Here is a 15,830-nt window from a genome sequence, read left to right on the forward strand (position 1 = left end):
TACCGGACACTAGTGACGCTCCGCGTGGGAACGAGAGCGGAGTGTTACAGGCTGAGTTCGCGGTTCGAAGCCTTGATGAACTCTTGCTTCAACGCCTCGAAATCATGCACCGCCGGGAACTGCGGGAATTCGCGGATCACGTTTTCCGGCGCGTGGAACAGAATGCCGGCATCGGCCTCGCCCAGCATGGTGGTGTCGTTGTACGAGTCACCCGCCGCGATCACCCGGTAGTACAGGCTCTTGAACGCCAGCACCGACTGGCGCTTGGGGTCTTTCTGGCGCAGCTGGTAGCTCACGACCCGACCGGTCTCGTCTGTAATCAGGCGATGGCACAGCAGCGTCGGGAAACCCAGCTGACGCATCAGCGGCTGGGAGAATTCGTAGAACGTGTCGGACAGGATGACCACCTGGAAGCGCTCACGCAGCCAGTTGACGAACTCGATGGCGCCGTCGAGGGGCTTGAGGGTGGCGATCACTTCCTGAATGTCGGCGAGCTTGAGGCCGTGCTCATCGAGAATTCGCAGGCGCTGCTTCATCAGCACGTCGTAATCGGGAATATCCCGAGTCGTTGCCCTGAGCGATTCGATTCCGGTTTTCTCTGCAAAGGCGATCCAGATCTCCGGGACCAGCACGCCTTCCAGGTCGAGACAGGCAATTTCCACAGCACACTCCTCGAACAACATTAGAAAGAAGCGGCACTCTAGCCACTGATCCTGCGAGGCGCAACGCGGGAAACCGGCCGAAACCGGGCATTTTTTTGATAAGATCGGAAGATACAGAGCGCCAAGCGCCACCCTCCAACAGGAAGCCGCCTGATGAGTCACCCCTTCGATGTCGCCGAATTCGCCGCGACATATGCCAACAAGTCCGCCCAGGACATCCTCAAACTTGCCTTCGCTCACTTCGGCGATGACCTGTGGATCTCTTTCAGCGGCGCCGAAGACGTCGTGCTGGTAGACATGGCCTGGAAACTGAACAAGAACGTCAAGGTGTTCAGCCTCGACACCGGACGCCTGCACCCGGAAACCTACCGTTTCATCGATCAGGTACGCGAACACTACAACATCCCGATCGAACTGATTTCGCCCGACCACAGCAAGCTGGAACCCTTCGTCAAGGAAAAGGGCCTGTTCAGCTTCTACAAGGACGGCCATGGCGAATGCTGCGGCATCCGCAAGATCGAACCGCTGCGGCGCAAGCTCTCCACCGTCAAGGCCTGGGCCACTGGCCAGCGTCGCGACCAGAGCCCCGGAACGCGCAGCCAGGTTGCCGTGATGGAAATCGACAGCGCCTTCTCGACGCCCGAGCACACCCTGTACAAGTTCAACCCGCTGGCACAGATGACCAGCGAAGAGATCTGGGGCTACATCCGCATGCTCGAGCTGCCCTACAACAGCCTGCACGAACGCGGCTTCATCAGCATCGGCTGCGAACCCTGCACCCGTCCGGTCCTGCCCAACCAGCACGAGCGCGAAGGCCGCTGGTGGTGGGAAGAAGCCACACAGAAGGAATGCGGGCTGCATGCGGGCAATCTGATCGCGAAAAAATAATCGACACCTCTCGTTCCCACGCTCTGCGTGGGAATGCAGTGCCAGCCGCTCTGCGGCGCGACGCGGAGCGTCAGAGGAGGCGTTCCCACGCTGAGCGTGGGAACGAGGAAGGTGTGTCAGTGAACGGGTAACTCAACCCCATCAAACAACTCTTCAAGCTCCTGCTTGTTGTGGCACTGAATCGCCTTGGCCATCACTTCGCGGGTCAGGTGCGGAGCGAACTTCTCGATGAAATCGCACATGAAACCACGCAGGAAGGTGCCACGACGGAAGCCGATCTTGGTCACGCTGGATTCGAACAGCTCACTGGCATCGAGCACCACCAGATCGCTGTCGAGCTTGGGATCGACGGCCATTTTGGCGACGATGCCGACACCCAGGCCCAGGCGCACGTAGGTTTTGATCACGTCGGCGTCGGCCGCCGTGAACACGACCTTGGGGGTCAGGCCGCGATGACTGAAGGCCTCATCGAGCTTGGAGCGCCCGGTGAAACCAAAGACGTAGGTCACGATCGGGTACTCGGCGAGTACTTCCAGGGTCAGCTTCGGCAACTTGGTCAGCGGGTGCCCCTGAGGCACGACGACGCAACGGTTCCAGCGATAGCACGGCATCATGATCAGATCGCCGAACAACTCCAGTGCCTCGGTGGCAATGGCGAAATCGACGGTACCGTCGGCGGCCATCTCGGCGATCTGCATGGGCGAGCCCTGGTGCATGTGCAGGGCAACATCAGGGTATTGCTTGATGAAATTGCTGATCACCGGCGGCAGTGCATAACGCGCCTGGGTGTGGGTCGTGGCGATGGACAACGTGCCCTTCTTCTCGTTGGAAAACTCCTGGGCGATCTGCTTGATGCTTTCGACCTTGCGCAGGATTTCGCCTGCGGTGGTGATGATCCGCTCCCCCGCCGGGGTTACCCGGGTCAGATGCTTGCCGCTGCGTGCAAAGACCTCCACGCCCAGCTCGTCTTCCAACAGGCGAATCTGCTTACTGATCCCGGGCTGGGAGGTATAGAGACTCTGCGCTGTAGCGGAAACGTTGAGGTCGTGGTGCGCTACTTCCCAGATGTAGCGCAATTGTTGAAGCTTCATAGGTATCCCTCAAATCAGCTGGACGCCACATGCATCAGCGACGATTTATAACTATATTAATGGTTCGAAGAATAAATCTAGAACTTTTTATAAAAATTCGCACAGTCATCAGTGAATTTACCTACGCCTGCCTGCGCCCCCGGTGCTGGGAAAGCGGAACCATATACACTGGCACCGAGGACAACTGCAGCACCCGAGCCGCCGTGCGCCCCAGCGGCGCGTCCGCGCTGACCCCATGGCTGTGGCGCCCGACGATCACCAGGTCCACGGCAAGGCGTCGGACCTGATCGAGGATCACTTGCGCCGGATCCCCCTGGCGCACGCGTACCGCGCTGATCAAAGCCAGGTCCTGCTGCCCCTCACCCAACTCCTCACGAAAATTATCCAGTACCTTTTTCTCGATATTGGCCATGACCGTATTGACGCCCTGGCTTTGCAGCTGGTTTAACGTTTGCTCGTCCAGGTAACTTTGCAGCAGTGACTCGGCAAACTGCCCCATAGGCTCGACCACGTGAATGACATAGAGCTCGGCGCCAAAAGTACGAGCCAGCGCCAAGGCATGTTGCATGACATAAGGAGCGTATACACCGAGGTCGGTGGCATACAGCATTGAGCGAATCATACGACCTCCCGAACCGCCAGAACGGCAGAGCTTGCTTCAGCTTAGCAGCGCCGCTGACAGTCAGCCCTGCCGCTCATTCCAGCCAGTTCGCAGACTATTATTTCGGCTCATTGCTGATGCCGTGGGGCACATGGCCGGTTGCGACGAACTCCCGCGCCTTCTCGCAATGACCGGCCTGGTCATCGAAGAAAACGTCCGCAGCGAAGGCCTCGAGGAAGGCCGATTTTTCCAGGCCACCGAGAAACAGAGACTCATCCAGCCGGATGTCCCACTCGCGCAGGGTGCGGATGACGCGTTCATGGGCCGGTGCCGAACGCGCCGTGACCAGGGCCGTACGGATGGGTCCGGCCCCTTCGGGAAATTCTTTCTGGAGCGAATTGAGCGCCGCCAGGAAAGGCTTGAACGGACCACCGCGCAAGGGTTCTCGCGCCGACTCGCGCTCGCTGGCCTGGAAGGCTTCCAGGCCTCCCAGCTGATAAACGCGCTCGGACTCATCGGAGAACAGCACCGCATCGCCGTCGAATGCGATCCGCAGTTCTTCACTGGCCGCCCGGCGTGCGCCGCCGCTGAGAATGGTCGCGGCGGCGAAGCCTGCGTCCAGTGCGCTGCGCACATCATCAGCATCGGTCGAGAGAAACAGATGGCAGCCGAAAGCGGCCAGGTAGGGATAGGGACTGCGCCCACCGACAAAGGCCGCGCGAGAAATACCCAGGCCATGGTGCTGGATCGAATTGAACACCCGCAGGCCCGTATCGGCGCTGTTGCGCGAGACCAGCACCACTTCGACCCGTGCCTGGCCGAGGCTGGCATTGAGACTGAGCAGTTTCTCCACCAGCAGAAATGCATCGCCGGGCGCGAGGATCTCCTCTTCATGCTCGATCTGATACTGGCGGTAAGCCTCGACGCCCTGCTCCAGGTAAACCCGGTGACTCTCGCTCAGGTCGAACAATGCCCGCGAAGAAATCGCCACGACCAGCTTGCCCCCCAATCCTTTCCCCATGCTGCCCTCCAGGCCTTTTTTCATGGCAACTCTTGCGGCTGACGCGCCAATGCCTGGAGTAACCCCCTGCTGACCTCAGGCAATGTCAGTCTAGCCTGCAACGCCCCGTGAAAAGCACCGTTGCGCACCACGAACAGCGCGGGCAGGTGAAAGACCTCATAGCGCTCCACAGCACCGCCATTGCGGCCCGCATCGATCCAGCACAAGCGGTCGATCGGCAGCCCCATGCCCGGCAATTGGTGGCGCGCCCAACGACAACCCGCGCAACCCTCGCTGGTGAATACCAGCAACGAAGTGCCCGGAAAGTCGAGTAACGACCGATCCACATTCAAATCAGTCAGTTCCAATTCCCTCACTATACTGGAGATGGGACTGTCAAATAGTCGACACTCGGAGTCAGTGTTCATGAATCGCTTTCTTCCTCATCCGTCAGATGTTCCGGTAGAGCTGACAGCACTCAAATACCACCGCCTGTACCGACAACGATTGCACACTATCAGCCTGGGCGGGGTGGCATGCAATTATCCACGAGCATTCCGACGCGGCACGGCCATCGAGATGTACATCCCCGCATTGGGTGAAGCGGCACGTTATGCGGGCTATGTCGCCTGGTGCCGCAAAGAGGAAAACGGCTACCTGATCGGCATAGCCTTTACCGACGAACAGACCCTTTTCGGCGCGCGCATGGGCGAGCAGGTCTGCCAGATCAAGCATTTTTGCGAGCAGCACAACGACGACGCCGAAAGCATCGATGCGCTGGCCCGCGAATGGGTGGAGCAACATGCCATCGAGTTCTCCCAGGCGAGCCTGAACCCGCCCCCGGAATCGCTTTCGGCTCAGCCGAACCCGCTTTAGGGCTGTAAACACGCAGGAAAACAGGCCCTGCCCATTGTCGAGCCACGGTGTAACGCGCTAAGGTTCCGATCCCCGCTGCGCTCAATCATGCTGTGCTCCGCCGCACGGGGATCGCTGGCGGCCGGCACCCGTGACCTGACGAGTAACACGATGGCTGATTTACCGATCGACGACCTAAACGTTGCGTCCAACGAGACCTTGATCACTCCCGATCAGCTCAAGAAGGACATTCCACTGAGCGAAGCTGCACTTCAGACCGTGACCCGCGGCCGCGAAGTGATTCGCAACATCCTCGACGGCAAGGATCACCGCCTGTTCGTCGTGATCGGGCCGTGCTCGATCCATGACATCAAGGCCGCTCACGAATATGCCGAGCGCCTCAAGGTTCTCGCCGCAGAAGTGTCCGACACCCTGTATCTGGTGATGCGTGTCTATTTCGAGAAGCCACGTACCACGGTCGGCTGGAAAGGCCTCATCAACGACCCTTACCTGGACGACTCCTTCAAGATTCAGGACGGTCTGCACATCGGTCGCCAGCTGCTGCTGGACCTGGCCGAAATGGGCCTGCCGACCGCCACCGAAGCGCTCGACCCGATTTCGCCGCAGTACCTGCAAGACCTGATCAGCTGGTCGGCGATCGGCGCCCGCACCACCGAATCGCAAACCCACCGGGAAATGGCCTCGGGCCTGTCCTCGGCGGTCGGCTTCAAGAATGGCACCGACGGCGGCCTGACCGTGGCGATCAACGCCCTGCAATCGGTTTCCAGCCCACATCGTTTCCTGGGCATCAACCAGGAAGGCGGCGTCTCGATCGTCACCACCAAGGGCAATGCCTACGGCCACGTCGTGCTGCGCGGTGGCAATGGCAAGCCGAACTATGATTCGGTCAGCGTCGCCCTGTGCGAACAAGCGCTGGACAAGGCGAAGATCAAGCCCAACATCATGGTCGACTGCAGCCACGCCAACTCCAACAAGGATCCGGCCCTGCAGCCACTGGTCATGGAAAACGTCGCCAACCAGATCCTCGAGGGCAACCAGTCGATCATCGGCCTGATGGTCGAGAGCCATTTGAACTGGGGCAGCCAGGCGATTCCGAAGGACCTGTCGGAACTGCAGTACGGCGTATCGATCACCGATGCCTGCATCGACTGGACCGCTACCGAAAACACCCTGCGCAGCATGCACGCCAAGCTCAAGGACGTCCTGCCCGCGCGCAAGCGCGGCTAAGACTCCAGACAAAGTCTACGCACACAAAAACGCCGGGCATGTCCCGGCGTTTTTGTGTGCGCTCGACAAGAGCAGGGAGTCGTCGGCCCCGATGGCGGCTCCAGACCGCTTCAGGTCTTTGCCATCTGGCGCTTGTGTCGCTCCATGTAGCGCTCGACATAGGAACATGACGGAATAACCGTGTAGCCCATGCGATCGGCATACTCGAGCGCCTGCTCGGTCAGAGCGGCAGCAATGCCGCGGCCTCGCAGCGCATTGGGCACGAACGTGCGATATATATCCAATGTCTGCTTACCCAGGTCCATGTAGGTCAGGTAGGCACGATGACCGTCCACATTGGTCTCGAACTGATGACCAGCCTGGTCATGGTGGATGGACAACGCCTCGCTCATCACTACTCCTCGCGGGTCTTGGATTCTGACCCCTACCTTACCGATGTTTGTCCGGCGAAGGAACCTCTACGCCACCTCGTGCCTGTTTCGACACCGAGACGAGCCTGGTCGTTCTCTATCAATTGAGCACGTAGCAAATAGTAGGCGCCAATGCCGCTGTTGCTCAAGGCATGCGCTCACAAATCGTGCACGAAGGCATGACCGAACATCTGAACGGCCGCTCACCGGAACATTGCAGATTGATGTAGCGTGAGACGAGCGCCGACTCTTTAAGTCACCTTTAGTTCAGAAAAACTGTAGGAATTTTGTGTACTTCCGTGCTAAACGAGCACCTGACATGCACTAACGTCAGAGAGTCGTGAAGGCACCCTGGCGGCAGTGCTGGCGCTTTAGCTCCGACCTTGGCAGCACAAGAAGACTGCACAATTTTTATACAGGTGTATGATCAATAGTGCGAGAAGTCATACAAAAAAGAGATTTTTTTTTGGTTCTTGCGCTATGTGAGTTTACTTACTACAAGTAATGGGTACTATGTACGCCGGCTAGTTTCTCATTCACGAGAGATGGCTATTAATTGAAAGTCCTTGAAGGGGAACACGATGAACAACGTTCTGAAATTCTCTGCTCTGGCTCTGGCCGCAGTTCTGGCTACCGGTTGCAGCAGCGTATCCAAAGAAACCGAAGCTCGTCTGACTGCTACTGAAGACGCAGCAGCTCGTGCACAAGCTCGTGCAGACGAAGCTTATCGTAAGGCTGATGAAGCTCTGGCTGCTGCTCAAAAAGCACAACAGACTGCTGATGAAGCAAACGAGCGCGCTCTGCGCATGCTGGAAAAAGCAAGCCGCAAGTAATAATCCTTCGGGGTTGTTATCAAGCCGATCCATTTTATGGGTCGGCTTTTTTTTGCCTGCTTGATCGGTGAGCAGGCTGCTTTTGAGGTTTGGGAGCATATCCATTATGGATGGTGATGCCACTGGCGGTTCCGCCTTTACGGCGGGTCACTTTTTTCAAACGCCAAAAAAGTAACCAAAAACGCTCGCCCCTCCATGGGCCCTACGCTGCGCTCCGGGTTCCCTCCCTCCGGTGTCACTGCGGGGGATTGCGGCCCAGGGTTGCTGCGCAACCCTACAGCTCGCAACCTCGGCTACGCCTCGGGCGCTGCGCGCTCCCCCCTCCGTGACACCTCCGCTCGGCCTGCTGGAAAGGGGCTGTGGATCAAGATCAAAAGCAAAAGCAAAAGCAAAAGCAAGATCAAAAGCCGGACCGTAGCCGCTGCCGCAGGCTGCGCTCGCCTGCGCAGCAGGCGCAGATCTCGAGATCGCCGGGGAGCCCCTGCGGGACTCCAGCGCAGCCTGCGGCAGCGGCTACGCCGATCGCGTGGGCTGCACGAACTGCTTTGGCTTTGGCTTTGGCTTTGGCTTTGGCTTTGGCTTTTGATCTTGATCCACCCGCCCTTTCCGGCAGGCCGACTGGAGGCGCTGTGAAGCAGGCGGTGCGCAGCCCCCCCTCGGCGCAGCCGAGGTCGCGAGCTGTAGGGTTGCGCAGCAACCCTGGGCCGCGAGCCTGCGTAACAGCGCCGGAGGGAGGGGACCCGTAGCGCAGCGGAGGGCCAACGGCAGGGCGAGACCTTTTGGTTACTTTTGGGGCGTTTGCCAAAAGTGACCCGCCGTAAGGGCGGAACCGCCAGTGGCAACACCACCCATTCCGGATATGTTCCCAGTAAAACAAAAAGCCCGCCCAGGTGACCCATGGGCGGGCTCGGAACCACTCTAAACCTTACTGCAACTCAACCGGCGGCGCACTGGACACCATCGGCGCCTGATTCGGCACCGCGATCTCCACCGGCATACCGTCTTCAGCCGCGATCACATCACGAACCGTATCCCAGTTCATACGCATGTTATTGTTCAGGTCCGGACGCTTGAGCAAGGCATTGATCACCGAAGTGTGCTTGTCCACCACCGACGGATCACCCTTGTCATCCAGCGGCGTATGCGCCTCGAGATACACCTTGCCACCGCTGACACCGAATTTGTACGGCTCGTTGATGATCCGCACAGGCGTCCCCACCGGAGCCATCTTCGACAACTCCAGCACGTTGTTGTTGAACATGCGGAAGCAACCGTGGCTGGTACGCATGCCAATGCCGAACTTCTTGTTCGAACCATGGATCAGGTAACCCGGCACACCCAGGGTGAACTTGTACGGGCCCAGCGGGTTATCGGGACCAGCCGGCACAATGCTCGGCAGCGGGTCACCATCGGCAGCGTGCTCGGCGCGGATCGAGGCGGGTGGCGACCAGGTCGGGTTCGGCGTCTTGGCGATGACCTTGGTTTGTGCGATCGGCGAGCCCCAGCCTTCACGGCCAATGCCCAGCGGGTAGGTATGCACCACGTTCTGCCCTTTCGGGTAGTAGTACATGCGGTACTCGGCCAGGTTGATCACGATCCCTTCGCGAGGTCCCGGTGGCAGGATGAAACGCGTTGGCAGCACGATCTCGGTGCCGGCGCCCGGCAACCAGGCATCGACACCCGGGTTGGCCGCGACCATTTCCAGGTAGCCCAGGTCATTGGCCGTACCGATATCGGCGAACGTATCTTCGTACTTGGCCTTGATCACCTGGACCTGACCGACGATATCCTCGCCCGGCGGTGGCAACGGGAACTCCAGGGCCGCCGCAGGACCTGCCATCAGCAGGGCGGCGAGTGGCAAGCAACGGGTGACGGCGGAAAAACGCGGCAACATCCGGAAAATCCTTCGCAAAGTCAATTGAGTCAAGGGGCCAATTGTACACCGACCGCCGCCCGACAGGGAGCTATCCGGGCGGCACAAACGTTGCCAAGGGTGAAAAACGCTGAATGCCAACGATTCAGAGTTCTGGCCAGACCGGCCGTGTGCCGCGACGTTGGGCATCCAGAATGGCCCGACACAGCTTGCACAGCCGTTTGTCGCGAAATATCGAAGACTCCACGCCCGACCAGCGTGGCTGGGCAGGCAACAGCGTGCCGCACAAGGTGCGGTCCACCGAACCTCCGAGCTCGAGTTGACGCGCGATCAGGTGCACCCGGATCTCCTGACAGGCGAACAGGTCGAGCTGCTCGTCAGGTTCGATCAGTTGATAGGCATACAGTGACCAGGCGGGACGCGGCATCGGGGGCTCCAAATCGGGGGCGCCACATTAGCCCAAAGCCCGCCGGTAGAAAAGCATCAAAGCAGGGGTTTTAGCGTCGGCCAGACATTTTCCAGCAACTTGCCCTGGGCGCCGACTGCCGGGTGGATGCCATCGGGCTGCATCAGCTCCGGCACGCCCCCAATGCCATCGAGGAAAAACGGCACCAACGGGATGTCATGCTCTTTGGCAACGTTAGGGAACACGTCAGCAAAAGCGGTCGTATAGCGAACACCGTAATTTGGCGGTAAGCGCATACCCAACAGCAACACCTTGGCCCCTGCCTCCTTCGACTGCTGAATCATCGCCGCAAGATTCTGTTGCAATTGCGAAGTCTGCTGCCCGCGCAAGCCATCATTGCCCCCCAACTCCAGCACCACCACCGCCGGTTTATGCTCCGCAAGCAGCGCCGGCAGCCGCGCCTGGCCTCCGGCGCTGGTATCACCACTGATCGAAGCGTTGACCACTTTGTCGTCGAAACCCTCGTGTTCAAGGCGTTGCTGCAGCAGCGATACCCACCCCAGCCGGGTATCCAGGCCGAAAGCGGCGCTGATACTATCCCCTACGATCAACACGGTACCCGCCGCTGCGCCTTGCGCCATACACATCAATGCCAGGCCGGCACTCATCAACCACACTCGCATCGGACTCTCCATGGGCGCCAGCATTCTCATTGCCAGGAACCTTAGCAAAGTGGTCCCCAGCGCGGAAGGCGAACTGACCATCCTGCACCGGCTATCCCTCGAGCTCAGACAAGGCGACAGCCTGGCCATTGTCGGCGCCTCGGGGTCCGGCAAGTCGACCCTTCTCGGCCTGCTCGCCGGGCTCGACCTGCCCAGCGCAGGCTCGGTCACCCTGGCCGGGCAGGACCTGGGCAGCCTCGACGAGGACCAGCGCGCACGGGTGCGCGCCGAACACGTGGGTTTCGTGTTTCAGTCGTTCCAGCTGCTCGACAGTCTCAACGCCCTGGAAAACGTCATGCTGCCGCTGGAGCTCGACGGTCGCAAGGATGCTCGCGAGCATGCCCGCAGCCTGCTCGAGCGGGTCGGCCTGGGCCAGCGCCTGAGCCATTCACCGCGCCAGCTGTCCGGTGGCGAGCAACAACGCGTGGCCATTGCCCGGGCCTTCGCCGCCGAACCTGCCGTGCTGTTCGCCGACGAGCCGACCGGCAACCTGGACAGCCACACCGGCGAGCGGATCAGTGACCTGTTGTTCGAACTCAACCAGGAACGCGGCACCACCCTGGTACTGGTAACCCATGACGAGCGTCTGGCCCAGCGCTGCCGCCGCCTGATACGCCTGGATGCCGGGCACCTGGTGATGCCCCTGGAGGCCTGATGGCTCGCTTGCCGCTGTTGCGTCTTTGCAGTCTTGCCCTGCGCCAACTGCTGCGCGATGCCCGCGCCGGCGAATTGCGCGTACTGTTCTTCGCCTTGCTGGTGGCGGTCGCCGCCAGCACGGCCATCGGCTATTTTGGCGCCCGCCTCAATGGCGCCATGCTGTTGCGAGCCACCGAATTTCTGGGCGCCGACCTGCTCCTGCAAGGCTCCTCCCCCGCCCGCCCGGAACAACTGCAGGCCGGCATGGATCTGGACCTGGGGCACGCTCGCGTGGTCGAGTTTTCCAGTGTCGTGGCCGGCGACACCGGCATCCAGCTGTCCAGCATCAAGGCCGTGGATGGGGCCTACCCGCTGCGTGGCGAACTCAAGAGCGCCGCGCAGCCCTATGGTGCCGAAGTCCGCGGCGGCGGACCGGCACCGGGCGAGGCCTGGGTCGAGCCGCGGCTGCTGGTGGCATTGAACCTGAAGATCGGCGACAACATCGATGTCGGCAGCAAAAGCCTGCGCATGACCCGGGTGCTGACCTATGAACCCGATCGTGCCGGCGACTTCTACAGTCTCACACCGAGGGTGCTGATCAACCTGGCAGACCTTGAAGCCACCGGCGTGGTGCAGCCGGGCAGCCGGGTGAGCTACCGCGAACTCTGGAGCGGCACGCCCGAAGCTCTGGCCAGCTATCGCAACACCATAAAACCGGGACTCGAGGCCAACCAGCGCCTGCAGGATTCGCGCGATGGCAATCGCCAGATCGGCGGCGCCCTGGGCAAGGCCGAGCGCTACCTGAACATGGCCAGCCTGGTGGCCGTACTGCTGTCCGGCGTTGCCGTGGCCCTGTCAGCCAACCGATTCGCCAGCCGACGCTTCGACGCCAGCGCCCTGCTGCGCTGCCTTGGATTGTCGCGACGGCAGGCCTTGCTGCTGTTCAGCCTGCAACTGGCCATGCTCGGTCTGCTGGCAAGCCTCAGCGGCGCACTGCTGGGCTGGTTGGCGCAACTGGGGCTGTTTTATCTGCTCGGGGGGTTGTTGCCGAACGTGGTCCCGGCCGGCGGCCTGCTACCGGCCATAGCCGGGATCGGCACCGGCCTGGTCGCCCTCACCGGCTTTGCCCTGCCGCCACTGGCGGCGCTCGGCCGGGTGCCACCGCTGCGGGTGCTGCGCCGCGACCTGCTGCCCGTGCCGCCCAGCACCTGGCTGGTCTATGGCGCTGCCCTGCTGGCCCTGGCGCTGATCATGTGGCGCCTGAGCCTGGACCTGGTGTTGACCTTCACCCTGCTGGGCGGCGGCCTGATCGCGGCACTGATACTCGGCGGCCTGTTGCTGTTCGGGCTGCAAAGCCTGCGTCGGCTGCTGGCCGGGGCCAGTCTGCCCTGGCGCCTGGGGCTGGGCCAGTTGCTGCGCCACCCACTGGCGGCGGCCGGCCAATCGCTGGCGTTCGGCCTGATCCTGCTGTCCATGGCCCTGATCGCCCTGTTGCGCGGCGAGCTGCTCGATACCTGGCAAAACCAGCTACCCAAGGACGCGCCCAACTATTTCGCCCTGAACATCCTGCCCGCCGAAAAAGATTCATTTGCCGAACGACTCAAGGACTTTTCGGCGCTGGGCGCCCCGCTCTACCCGGTCATTCCCGGCCGACTGACCCATATCAACGACGAACCGGTGCGCCACATCGTCAGCAAGGACTCCAGCGGTGATCGGGCCATCCAGCGCGACCTGAGCCTGACCTGGGCCGCCGAACTGCCACCGGGCAACACGCTGCTGGCCGGCACCTGGTGGAATGCGCAGGCGCAAGACTCGTTGCCTGGCGTTTCGGTCGAAGCCAAGGTGGCCGAAAGCCTGAAGCTCAAGCTCGGCGATCGCATGATATTCAGTGTCGGCGGCATGGACCGCGAAGTGCGGGTCACCAGCCTGCGCACCGTCAACTGGGACAACTTCCAGCCCAACTTCTTCATGATCTTCGAACCCGGCACCCTCAAGGATCTGCCCACCACTTACCTGACCAGCTTCTATCTGGCACCCGGCCATGACCTGCAGGTCGTGGAGTTGTCGCGGGCCTTTCCGGCCGTGACCATTCTTCAGGTGGAAGCCTTGCTCGAACAACTGCGCAGTATCCTGGCCCAGGTCACCCTGGCGGTGGAGTATGTGCTGCTGTTCGTCCTGGCTGCGGGCCTGGCCGTGCTGTTTTCCGGCCTGCAGGCGACCCTCGACGAACGCATTCAGCAAGGCGCACTGCTACGGGCCCTGGGTGCCGAACGCAGGTTACTGGTCAAGACCCGGCGCATCGAGTTCGGCCTGCTGGGTGCTGCCAGTGGCCTGCTGGCCGCGCTGGGCTGCGAACTGATCAGCCTGGCGCTTTATCATTACGCCTTTGACCTGACATGGAGCCCGCACCCCTGGCTGCTGGCATTACCGGTCGTGGGTGCAGTGCTGGTCGGCGGCGCAGGCATCTTCGGCACGCGTCGAGCCCTGAACGCCACCCCGCTGACAGTGCTTCGCGAGGGCTGATAGACTCGATGCCCCATCATCCGGAACCCAGTGCATGAGCCGTTATCGCCCGCCCCGCTCCGCCGGCACCGCCCTGATCACACCCGAAGGCGAAGCGCGGATGCGCGCCGAGCTGCATGAACTCTGGCATGTGCGCCGCCCGCAGGTGACCCAGTCGGTCAGCGAAGCCGCGGCCCAGGGCGACCGCTCGGAAAACGCCGAATACACCTACGGCAAGAAAATGCTGCGCGAGATCGACAGCCGCGTGCGTTTTCTCACCAAGCGCCTGGAAAACCTCAAGGTGGTCAGTGAACGCCCGAGCGATCCGAACAAAGTCTATTTCGGTGCCTGGGTCACGGTGGAAAACGAAGACGGCGAGCAGTCGCGCTATCGCATCGTCGGGCCCGACGAACTGGACCTGAAACTCGGCCTGATCAGCATCGACTCCCCCCTGGCCCGTGCATTGATCGGCAAGCCGCTGGATGCCGAGGTTCGGGTGCAGACACCTACGGGTGAACAACTGGTTTATATCATCGAGATCGACTACCCCTGACAAAGGTGGCATCCGTTCCAAAGGCTGAGCAACTTCCTTCTGAATCACCCCGCCAATCACTGCCTACCATAGCTTCGTGGCGCCTTATCGCGCGCCCTTCAGTCATGGATGACGACGCTATGAAAATCAATCCGAAAACCTGGCCACATAGCTGGATGGGGCAAAACAAGGCCCTTGGCAGCCTGCGCATCGACGAGCTGATTCTGCCCGGCACACACAACTCGGGAATGGACAAACGCGCACCGAACAAGAATATCCAGCAGGAAGTCACACAAGATGTCCCTCCCATAGAACAGATCCAGTCAGGCATCAGGGTTCTGGATTTACGTGTATGGTTCTATGACCAATACCCTGTGGGCGATCCGCGGCGCTTTCAGCTCTATCACTTGAACTCTTCGGGTAGAACCGTCACCGAAGACGTTCTTGAACCGCTGGAACAGTTTTATCGGGGCATGATTACGCCCAATGACACCGACAAGGAAATCGTTATCCTCGATTTCCATCAACTGGAAAACTTCACCCCGGCGGCACATCGCGAACTTCAGGCACTGATTACCGACCGCCTGGGTCACCGCCTGGTCACCTATGATCTCAAGAAAAAACCGCTCATCTATCTGTGGCTGAACCACCCCGGTAAAACCGTGGTGGTTGCCTACAACCAGGGTACCGATGGCTATGATTTCTGGTACAGCGTCAACCAACGCTGGAGTGGCAGTAATACCAACACCACTTATCAGCTCAAGCAGTTCATGGACGAAGTTGCCCTGGAAGAAAAACCCGCCTACCAACTTCGTTCCATCCAGTGCGCGAAATACGTCCTGCCGTTTTTCGTACCCGACGACTTCAGTGACAGCATTGATCGCTGGTTCAAATCCGAAGATGAGAACAGCTACATCCAGAAGTTTTTCATCATCAACACGGACTGGTCACTCAGAAGCGATCTCATCAGAAACTGCATCCATGCAAATCTGGTAAGGGCACTCAACAAATAACGGGGGCAAACCGCACTCAGCGACGGGTAATCAGGCCCTGGCGTGCAATACGCGTCATATGTCCGATCACATCGGCTGCGTTTTCAGCACTCGGGGCCTGAATCACCGCCAGGTCGAAGCGATCATCGGCAAACCCGGCCAGGGCGGCCACTTCATCGACGAACTGGATCAGAAACGCAGTGGCCTTGCCCTTGCGCCGGGGCCAGCCATCGAGATGACGCAACAAGGTAGGTTGATGCTGACCACCGAGCAGGATTCGGGGGTTGCGCAGGGTCGGGCTCGAAGGGACAGGGGCCAGACAGACACTGATGCGCGGACAACTCATGGTGTTTTACTCCGCCTCCAATTCCCGCTGGGCAGGGTGGGAGGCGTCACCGAACCAGCGCTTTAGCGGTATTTCGGTGACAATGAAGTCCCGGCGCCCCGCAAGTAGCTGTTTAAATCGGCGCATGGGGGCAATCCTAGAGAAGCGGGTTACCGGCTGTCAATACTCTTTCTCGTTCCCACGCTCCGCGTGGGAATGCGGAGTCAGACGCTCCAGCGTCACGACGCGGAGCG

Annotated in this window: 18 protein-coding genes; 8 read left to right on the plus strand and 10 right to left on the minus strand. The window is 60.6% G+C overall.

Annotated features, from left to right (window positions below):
• Positions 1-44: 44 nt before the first annotated feature.
• Complete coding sequence (gene thrH, locus F2S13_RS25375) at positions 45-662, minus strand: bifunctional phosphoserine phosphatase/homoserine phosphotransferase ThrH (RefSeq protein WP_166366078.1); 618 nt, start codon at positions 660-662, stop codon at positions 45-47.
• Between the two features lie 153 nt (positions 663-815).
• Here thrH and F2S13_RS25380 point away from each other — a divergent pair, with 153 nt between their 5' ends.
• Positions 816-1,550 (plus strand): phosphoadenylyl-sulfate reductase, encoded by a 735-nt coding sequence (locus F2S13_RS25380; RefSeq protein WP_166366080.1) that lies wholly within the window; start codon positions 816-818, stop codon positions 1,548-1,550.
• Positions 1,551-1,666: 116 nt separating this feature from the next.
• Here the strand turns inward: F2S13_RS25380 and cysB are convergent, their stop codons facing one another.
• The 4 genes from cysB to F2S13_RS25400 all read right to left on the minus strand — a co-directional run bounded on the left by cysB (position 1,667) and on the right by F2S13_RS25400 (position 4,670).
• A complete protein-coding gene (gene cysB / locus F2S13_RS25385) occupies positions 1,667-2,641 on the minus strand; it encodes an HTH-type transcriptional regulator CysB (protein ID WP_166366091.1) in 975 nt (324 codons plus the stop codon).
• 121 nt (positions 2,642-2,762) lie between these two features.
• On the minus strand, positions 2,763-3,263 hold the full coding sequence (locus F2S13_RS25390) for a universal stress protein (protein ID WP_166366093.1): 501 nt from the start codon (positions 3,261-3,263) through the stop codon (positions 2,763-2,765).
• A gap of 97 nt (positions 3,264-3,360) precedes the next feature.
• Positions 3,361-4,263 (minus strand): 5'-nucleotidase, encoded by a 903-nt coding sequence (locus tag F2S13_RS25395; protein ID WP_166366159.1) that lies wholly within the window; start codon positions 4,261-4,263, stop codon positions 3,361-3,363.
• A 20-nt stretch (positions 4,264-4,283) separates the two neighbouring features.
• Positions 4,284-4,670: a YbbN family protein gene (locus F2S13_RS25400; RefSeq protein WP_166366095.1), complete on the minus strand. Its 387-nt coding sequence runs from the start codon at positions 4,668-4,670 to the stop codon at positions 4,284-4,286.
• Between F2S13_RS25400 and F2S13_RS25405 the strand changes: the two genes are divergently transcribed.
• Together F2S13_RS25405 and F2S13_RS25410 are read left to right on the plus strand one after the other, a co-directional pair.
• Entirely contained in the window at positions 4,669-5,118 is a 450-nt protein-coding gene (locus F2S13_RS25405; protein WP_166366097.1) for a PilZ domain-containing protein, read from the plus strand. The genes F2S13_RS25400 and F2S13_RS25405 overlap by 2 nt on opposite strands.
• 150 nt (positions 5,119-5,268) lie before the next feature.
• The gene (locus F2S13_RS25410; protein WP_166366099.1) at positions 5,269-6,345 is read left to right on the plus strand and encodes a 3-deoxy-7-phosphoheptulonate synthase; all 1,077 of its coding nucleotides are present in this window, start codon (positions 5,269-5,271) and stop codon (positions 6,343-6,345) included.
• 110 nt (positions 6,346-6,455) lie between these two features.
• Here the strand turns inward: F2S13_RS25410 and F2S13_RS25415 are convergent, their stop codons facing one another.
• Positions 6,456-6,737 (minus strand): GNAT family N-acetyltransferase, encoded by a 282-nt coding sequence (locus F2S13_RS25415; RefSeq protein WP_166366101.1) that lies wholly within the window; start codon positions 6,735-6,737, stop codon positions 6,456-6,458.
• 599 nt (positions 6,738-7,336) lie between these two features.
• Here F2S13_RS25415 and oprI point away from each other — a divergent pair.
• A complete protein-coding gene (gene oprI, locus F2S13_RS25420) occupies positions 7,337-7,588 on the plus strand; it encodes an outer membrane lipoprotei OprI (protein WP_003448337.1) in 252 nt (83 codons plus the stop codon).
• A 925-nt stretch (positions 7,589-8,513) separates the two neighbouring features.
• Here the strand turns inward: oprI and F2S13_RS25425 are convergent.
• The 3 genes from F2S13_RS25425 to F2S13_RS25435 form a co-directional block, all read right to left on the minus strand.
• The gene (locus F2S13_RS25425; RefSeq protein WP_166366103.1) at positions 8,514-9,482 is read right to left on the minus strand and encodes a L,D-transpeptidase family protein; all 969 of its coding nucleotides are present in this window, start codon (positions 9,480-9,482) and stop codon (positions 8,514-8,516) included.
• 124 nt (positions 9,483-9,606) lie between these two features.
• The gene (locus F2S13_RS25430) at positions 9,607-9,888 is read right to left on the minus strand and encodes a hypothetical protein (protein WP_166366105.1); all 282 of its coding nucleotides are present in this window, start codon (positions 9,886-9,888) and stop codon (positions 9,607-9,609) included.
• A 56-nt stretch (positions 9,889-9,944) separates the two neighbouring features.
• Complete coding sequence (locus F2S13_RS25435) at positions 9,945-10,550, minus strand: arylesterase (protein WP_166366107.1); 606 nt, start codon at positions 10,548-10,550, stop codon at positions 9,945-9,947.
• A gap of 10 nt (positions 10,551-10,560) precedes the next feature.
• Here F2S13_RS25435 and F2S13_RS25440 point away from each other — a divergent pair, with 10 nt between their 5' ends.
• The 4 genes from F2S13_RS25440 to F2S13_RS25455 all read left to right on the plus strand — a co-directional run bounded on the left by F2S13_RS25440 (position 10,561) and on the right by F2S13_RS25455 (position 15,272).
• Positions 10,561-11,244 (plus strand): ABC transporter ATP-binding protein, encoded by a 684-nt coding sequence (locus tag F2S13_RS25440; protein WP_166366109.1) that lies wholly within the window; start codon positions 10,561-10,563, stop codon positions 11,242-11,244.
• Positions 11,244-13,748 (plus strand): ABC transporter permease, encoded by a 2,505-nt coding sequence (locus F2S13_RS25445; protein ID WP_166366111.1) that lies wholly within the window; start codon positions 11,244-11,246, stop codon positions 13,746-13,748. The genes F2S13_RS25440 and F2S13_RS25445 overlap by 1 nt, the downstream gene beginning before the upstream one ends.
• Before the next feature lie 34 nt (positions 13,749-13,782).
• Positions 13,783-14,280 carry a transcription elongation factor GreB gene (gene greB, locus F2S13_RS25450; protein ID WP_166366113.1) on the plus strand — a complete coding sequence of 166 codons (498 nt, stop codon included), beginning with the start codon at positions 13,783-13,785 and terminating at the stop codon, positions 14,278-14,280.
• Positions 14,281-14,399: 119 nt separating this feature from the next.
• Positions 14,400-15,272 (plus strand): PI-PLC domain-containing protein, encoded by an 873-nt coding sequence (locus F2S13_RS25455; RefSeq protein ID WP_166366115.1) that lies wholly within the window; start codon positions 14,400-14,402, stop codon positions 15,270-15,272.
• A gap of 16 nt (positions 15,273-15,288) precedes the next feature.
• Here F2S13_RS25455 and F2S13_RS25460 read toward each other — a convergent pair whose 3' ends face one another.
• Positions 15,289-15,597, minus strand: a complete 309-nt coding sequence (locus tag F2S13_RS25460) for a hypothetical protein (protein WP_166366117.1) — start codon at positions 15,595-15,597, stop codon at positions 15,289-15,291.
• Positions 15,598-15,830: the final 233 nt, after the last annotated feature.

It is taken from the genome of Pseudomonas akapageensis (genome assembly GCF_011355085.1).
GTDB classification, from domain to species: Bacteria; Pseudomonadota; Gammaproteobacteria; order Pseudomonadales; family Pseudomonadaceae; genus Aquipseudomonas; species Aquipseudomonas akapageensis.

Coding starts and splice junctions, on each gene's coding strand:
- F2S13_RS25380 (WP_166366080.1), top strand. CDS start 816: ATGAGTCACCCCTTCGATGTCGCCGAATTCGCCGCGACATATGCCAAC.
- cysB (WP_166366091.1), bottom strand. CDS start 2,641: ATGAAGCTTCAACAATTGCGCTACATCTGGGAAGTAGCGCACCACGAC.
- F2S13_RS25390 (WP_166366093.1), bottom strand. CDS start 3,263: ATGATTCGCTCAATGCTGTATGCCACCGACCTCGGTGTATACGCTCCT.
- F2S13_RS25395 (WP_166366159.1), bottom strand. CDS start 4,263: ATGGGGAAAGGATTGGGGGGCAAGCTGGTCGTGGCGATTTCTTCGCGG.
- F2S13_RS25405 (WP_166366097.1), top strand. CDS start 4,669: ATGAATCGCTTTCTTCCTCATCCGTCAGATGTTCCGGTAGAGCTGACA.
- F2S13_RS25400 (WP_166366095.1), bottom strand. CDS start 4,670: ATGAACACTGACTCCGAGTGTCGACTATTTGACAGTCCCATCTCCAGT.
- F2S13_RS25410 (WP_166366099.1), top strand. CDS start 5,269: ATGGCTGATTTACCGATCGACGACCTAAACGTTGCGTCCAACGAGACC.
- F2S13_RS25415 (WP_166366101.1), bottom strand. CDS start 6,737: ATGAGCGAGGCGTTGTCCATCCACCATGACCAGGCTGGTCATCAGTTC.
- oprI (WP_003448337.1), top strand. CDS start 7,337: ATGAACAACGTTCTGAAATTCTCTGCTCTGGCTCTGGCCGCAGTTCTG.
- F2S13_RS25425 (WP_166366103.1), bottom strand. CDS start 9,482: ATGTTGCCGCGTTTTTCCGCCGTCACCCGTTGCTTGCCACTCGCCGCC.
- F2S13_RS25430 (WP_166366105.1), bottom strand. CDS start 9,888: ATGCCGCGTCCCGCCTGGTCACTGTATGCCTATCAACTGATCGAACCT.
- F2S13_RS25435 (WP_166366107.1), bottom strand. CDS start 10,550: ATGCGAGTGTGGTTGATGAGTGCCGGCCTGGCATTGATGTGTATGGCG.
- F2S13_RS25440 (WP_166366109.1), top strand. CDS start 10,561: ATGGGCGCCAGCATTCTCATTGCCAGGAACCTTAGCAAAGTGGTCCCC.
- F2S13_RS25445 (WP_166366111.1), top strand. CDS start 11,244: ATGGCTCGCTTGCCGCTGTTGCGTCTTTGCAGTCTTGCCCTGCGCCAA.
- greB (WP_166366113.1), top strand. CDS start 13,783: ATGAGCCGTTATCGCCCGCCCCGCTCCGCCGGCACCGCCCTGATCACA.
- F2S13_RS25455 (WP_166366115.1), top strand. CDS start 14,400: ATGAAAATCAATCCGAAAACCTGGCCACATAGCTGGATGGGGCAAAAC.
- F2S13_RS25460 (WP_166366117.1), bottom strand. CDS start 15,597: ATGAGTTGTCCGCGCATCAGTGTCTGTCTGGCCCCTGTCCCTTCGAGC.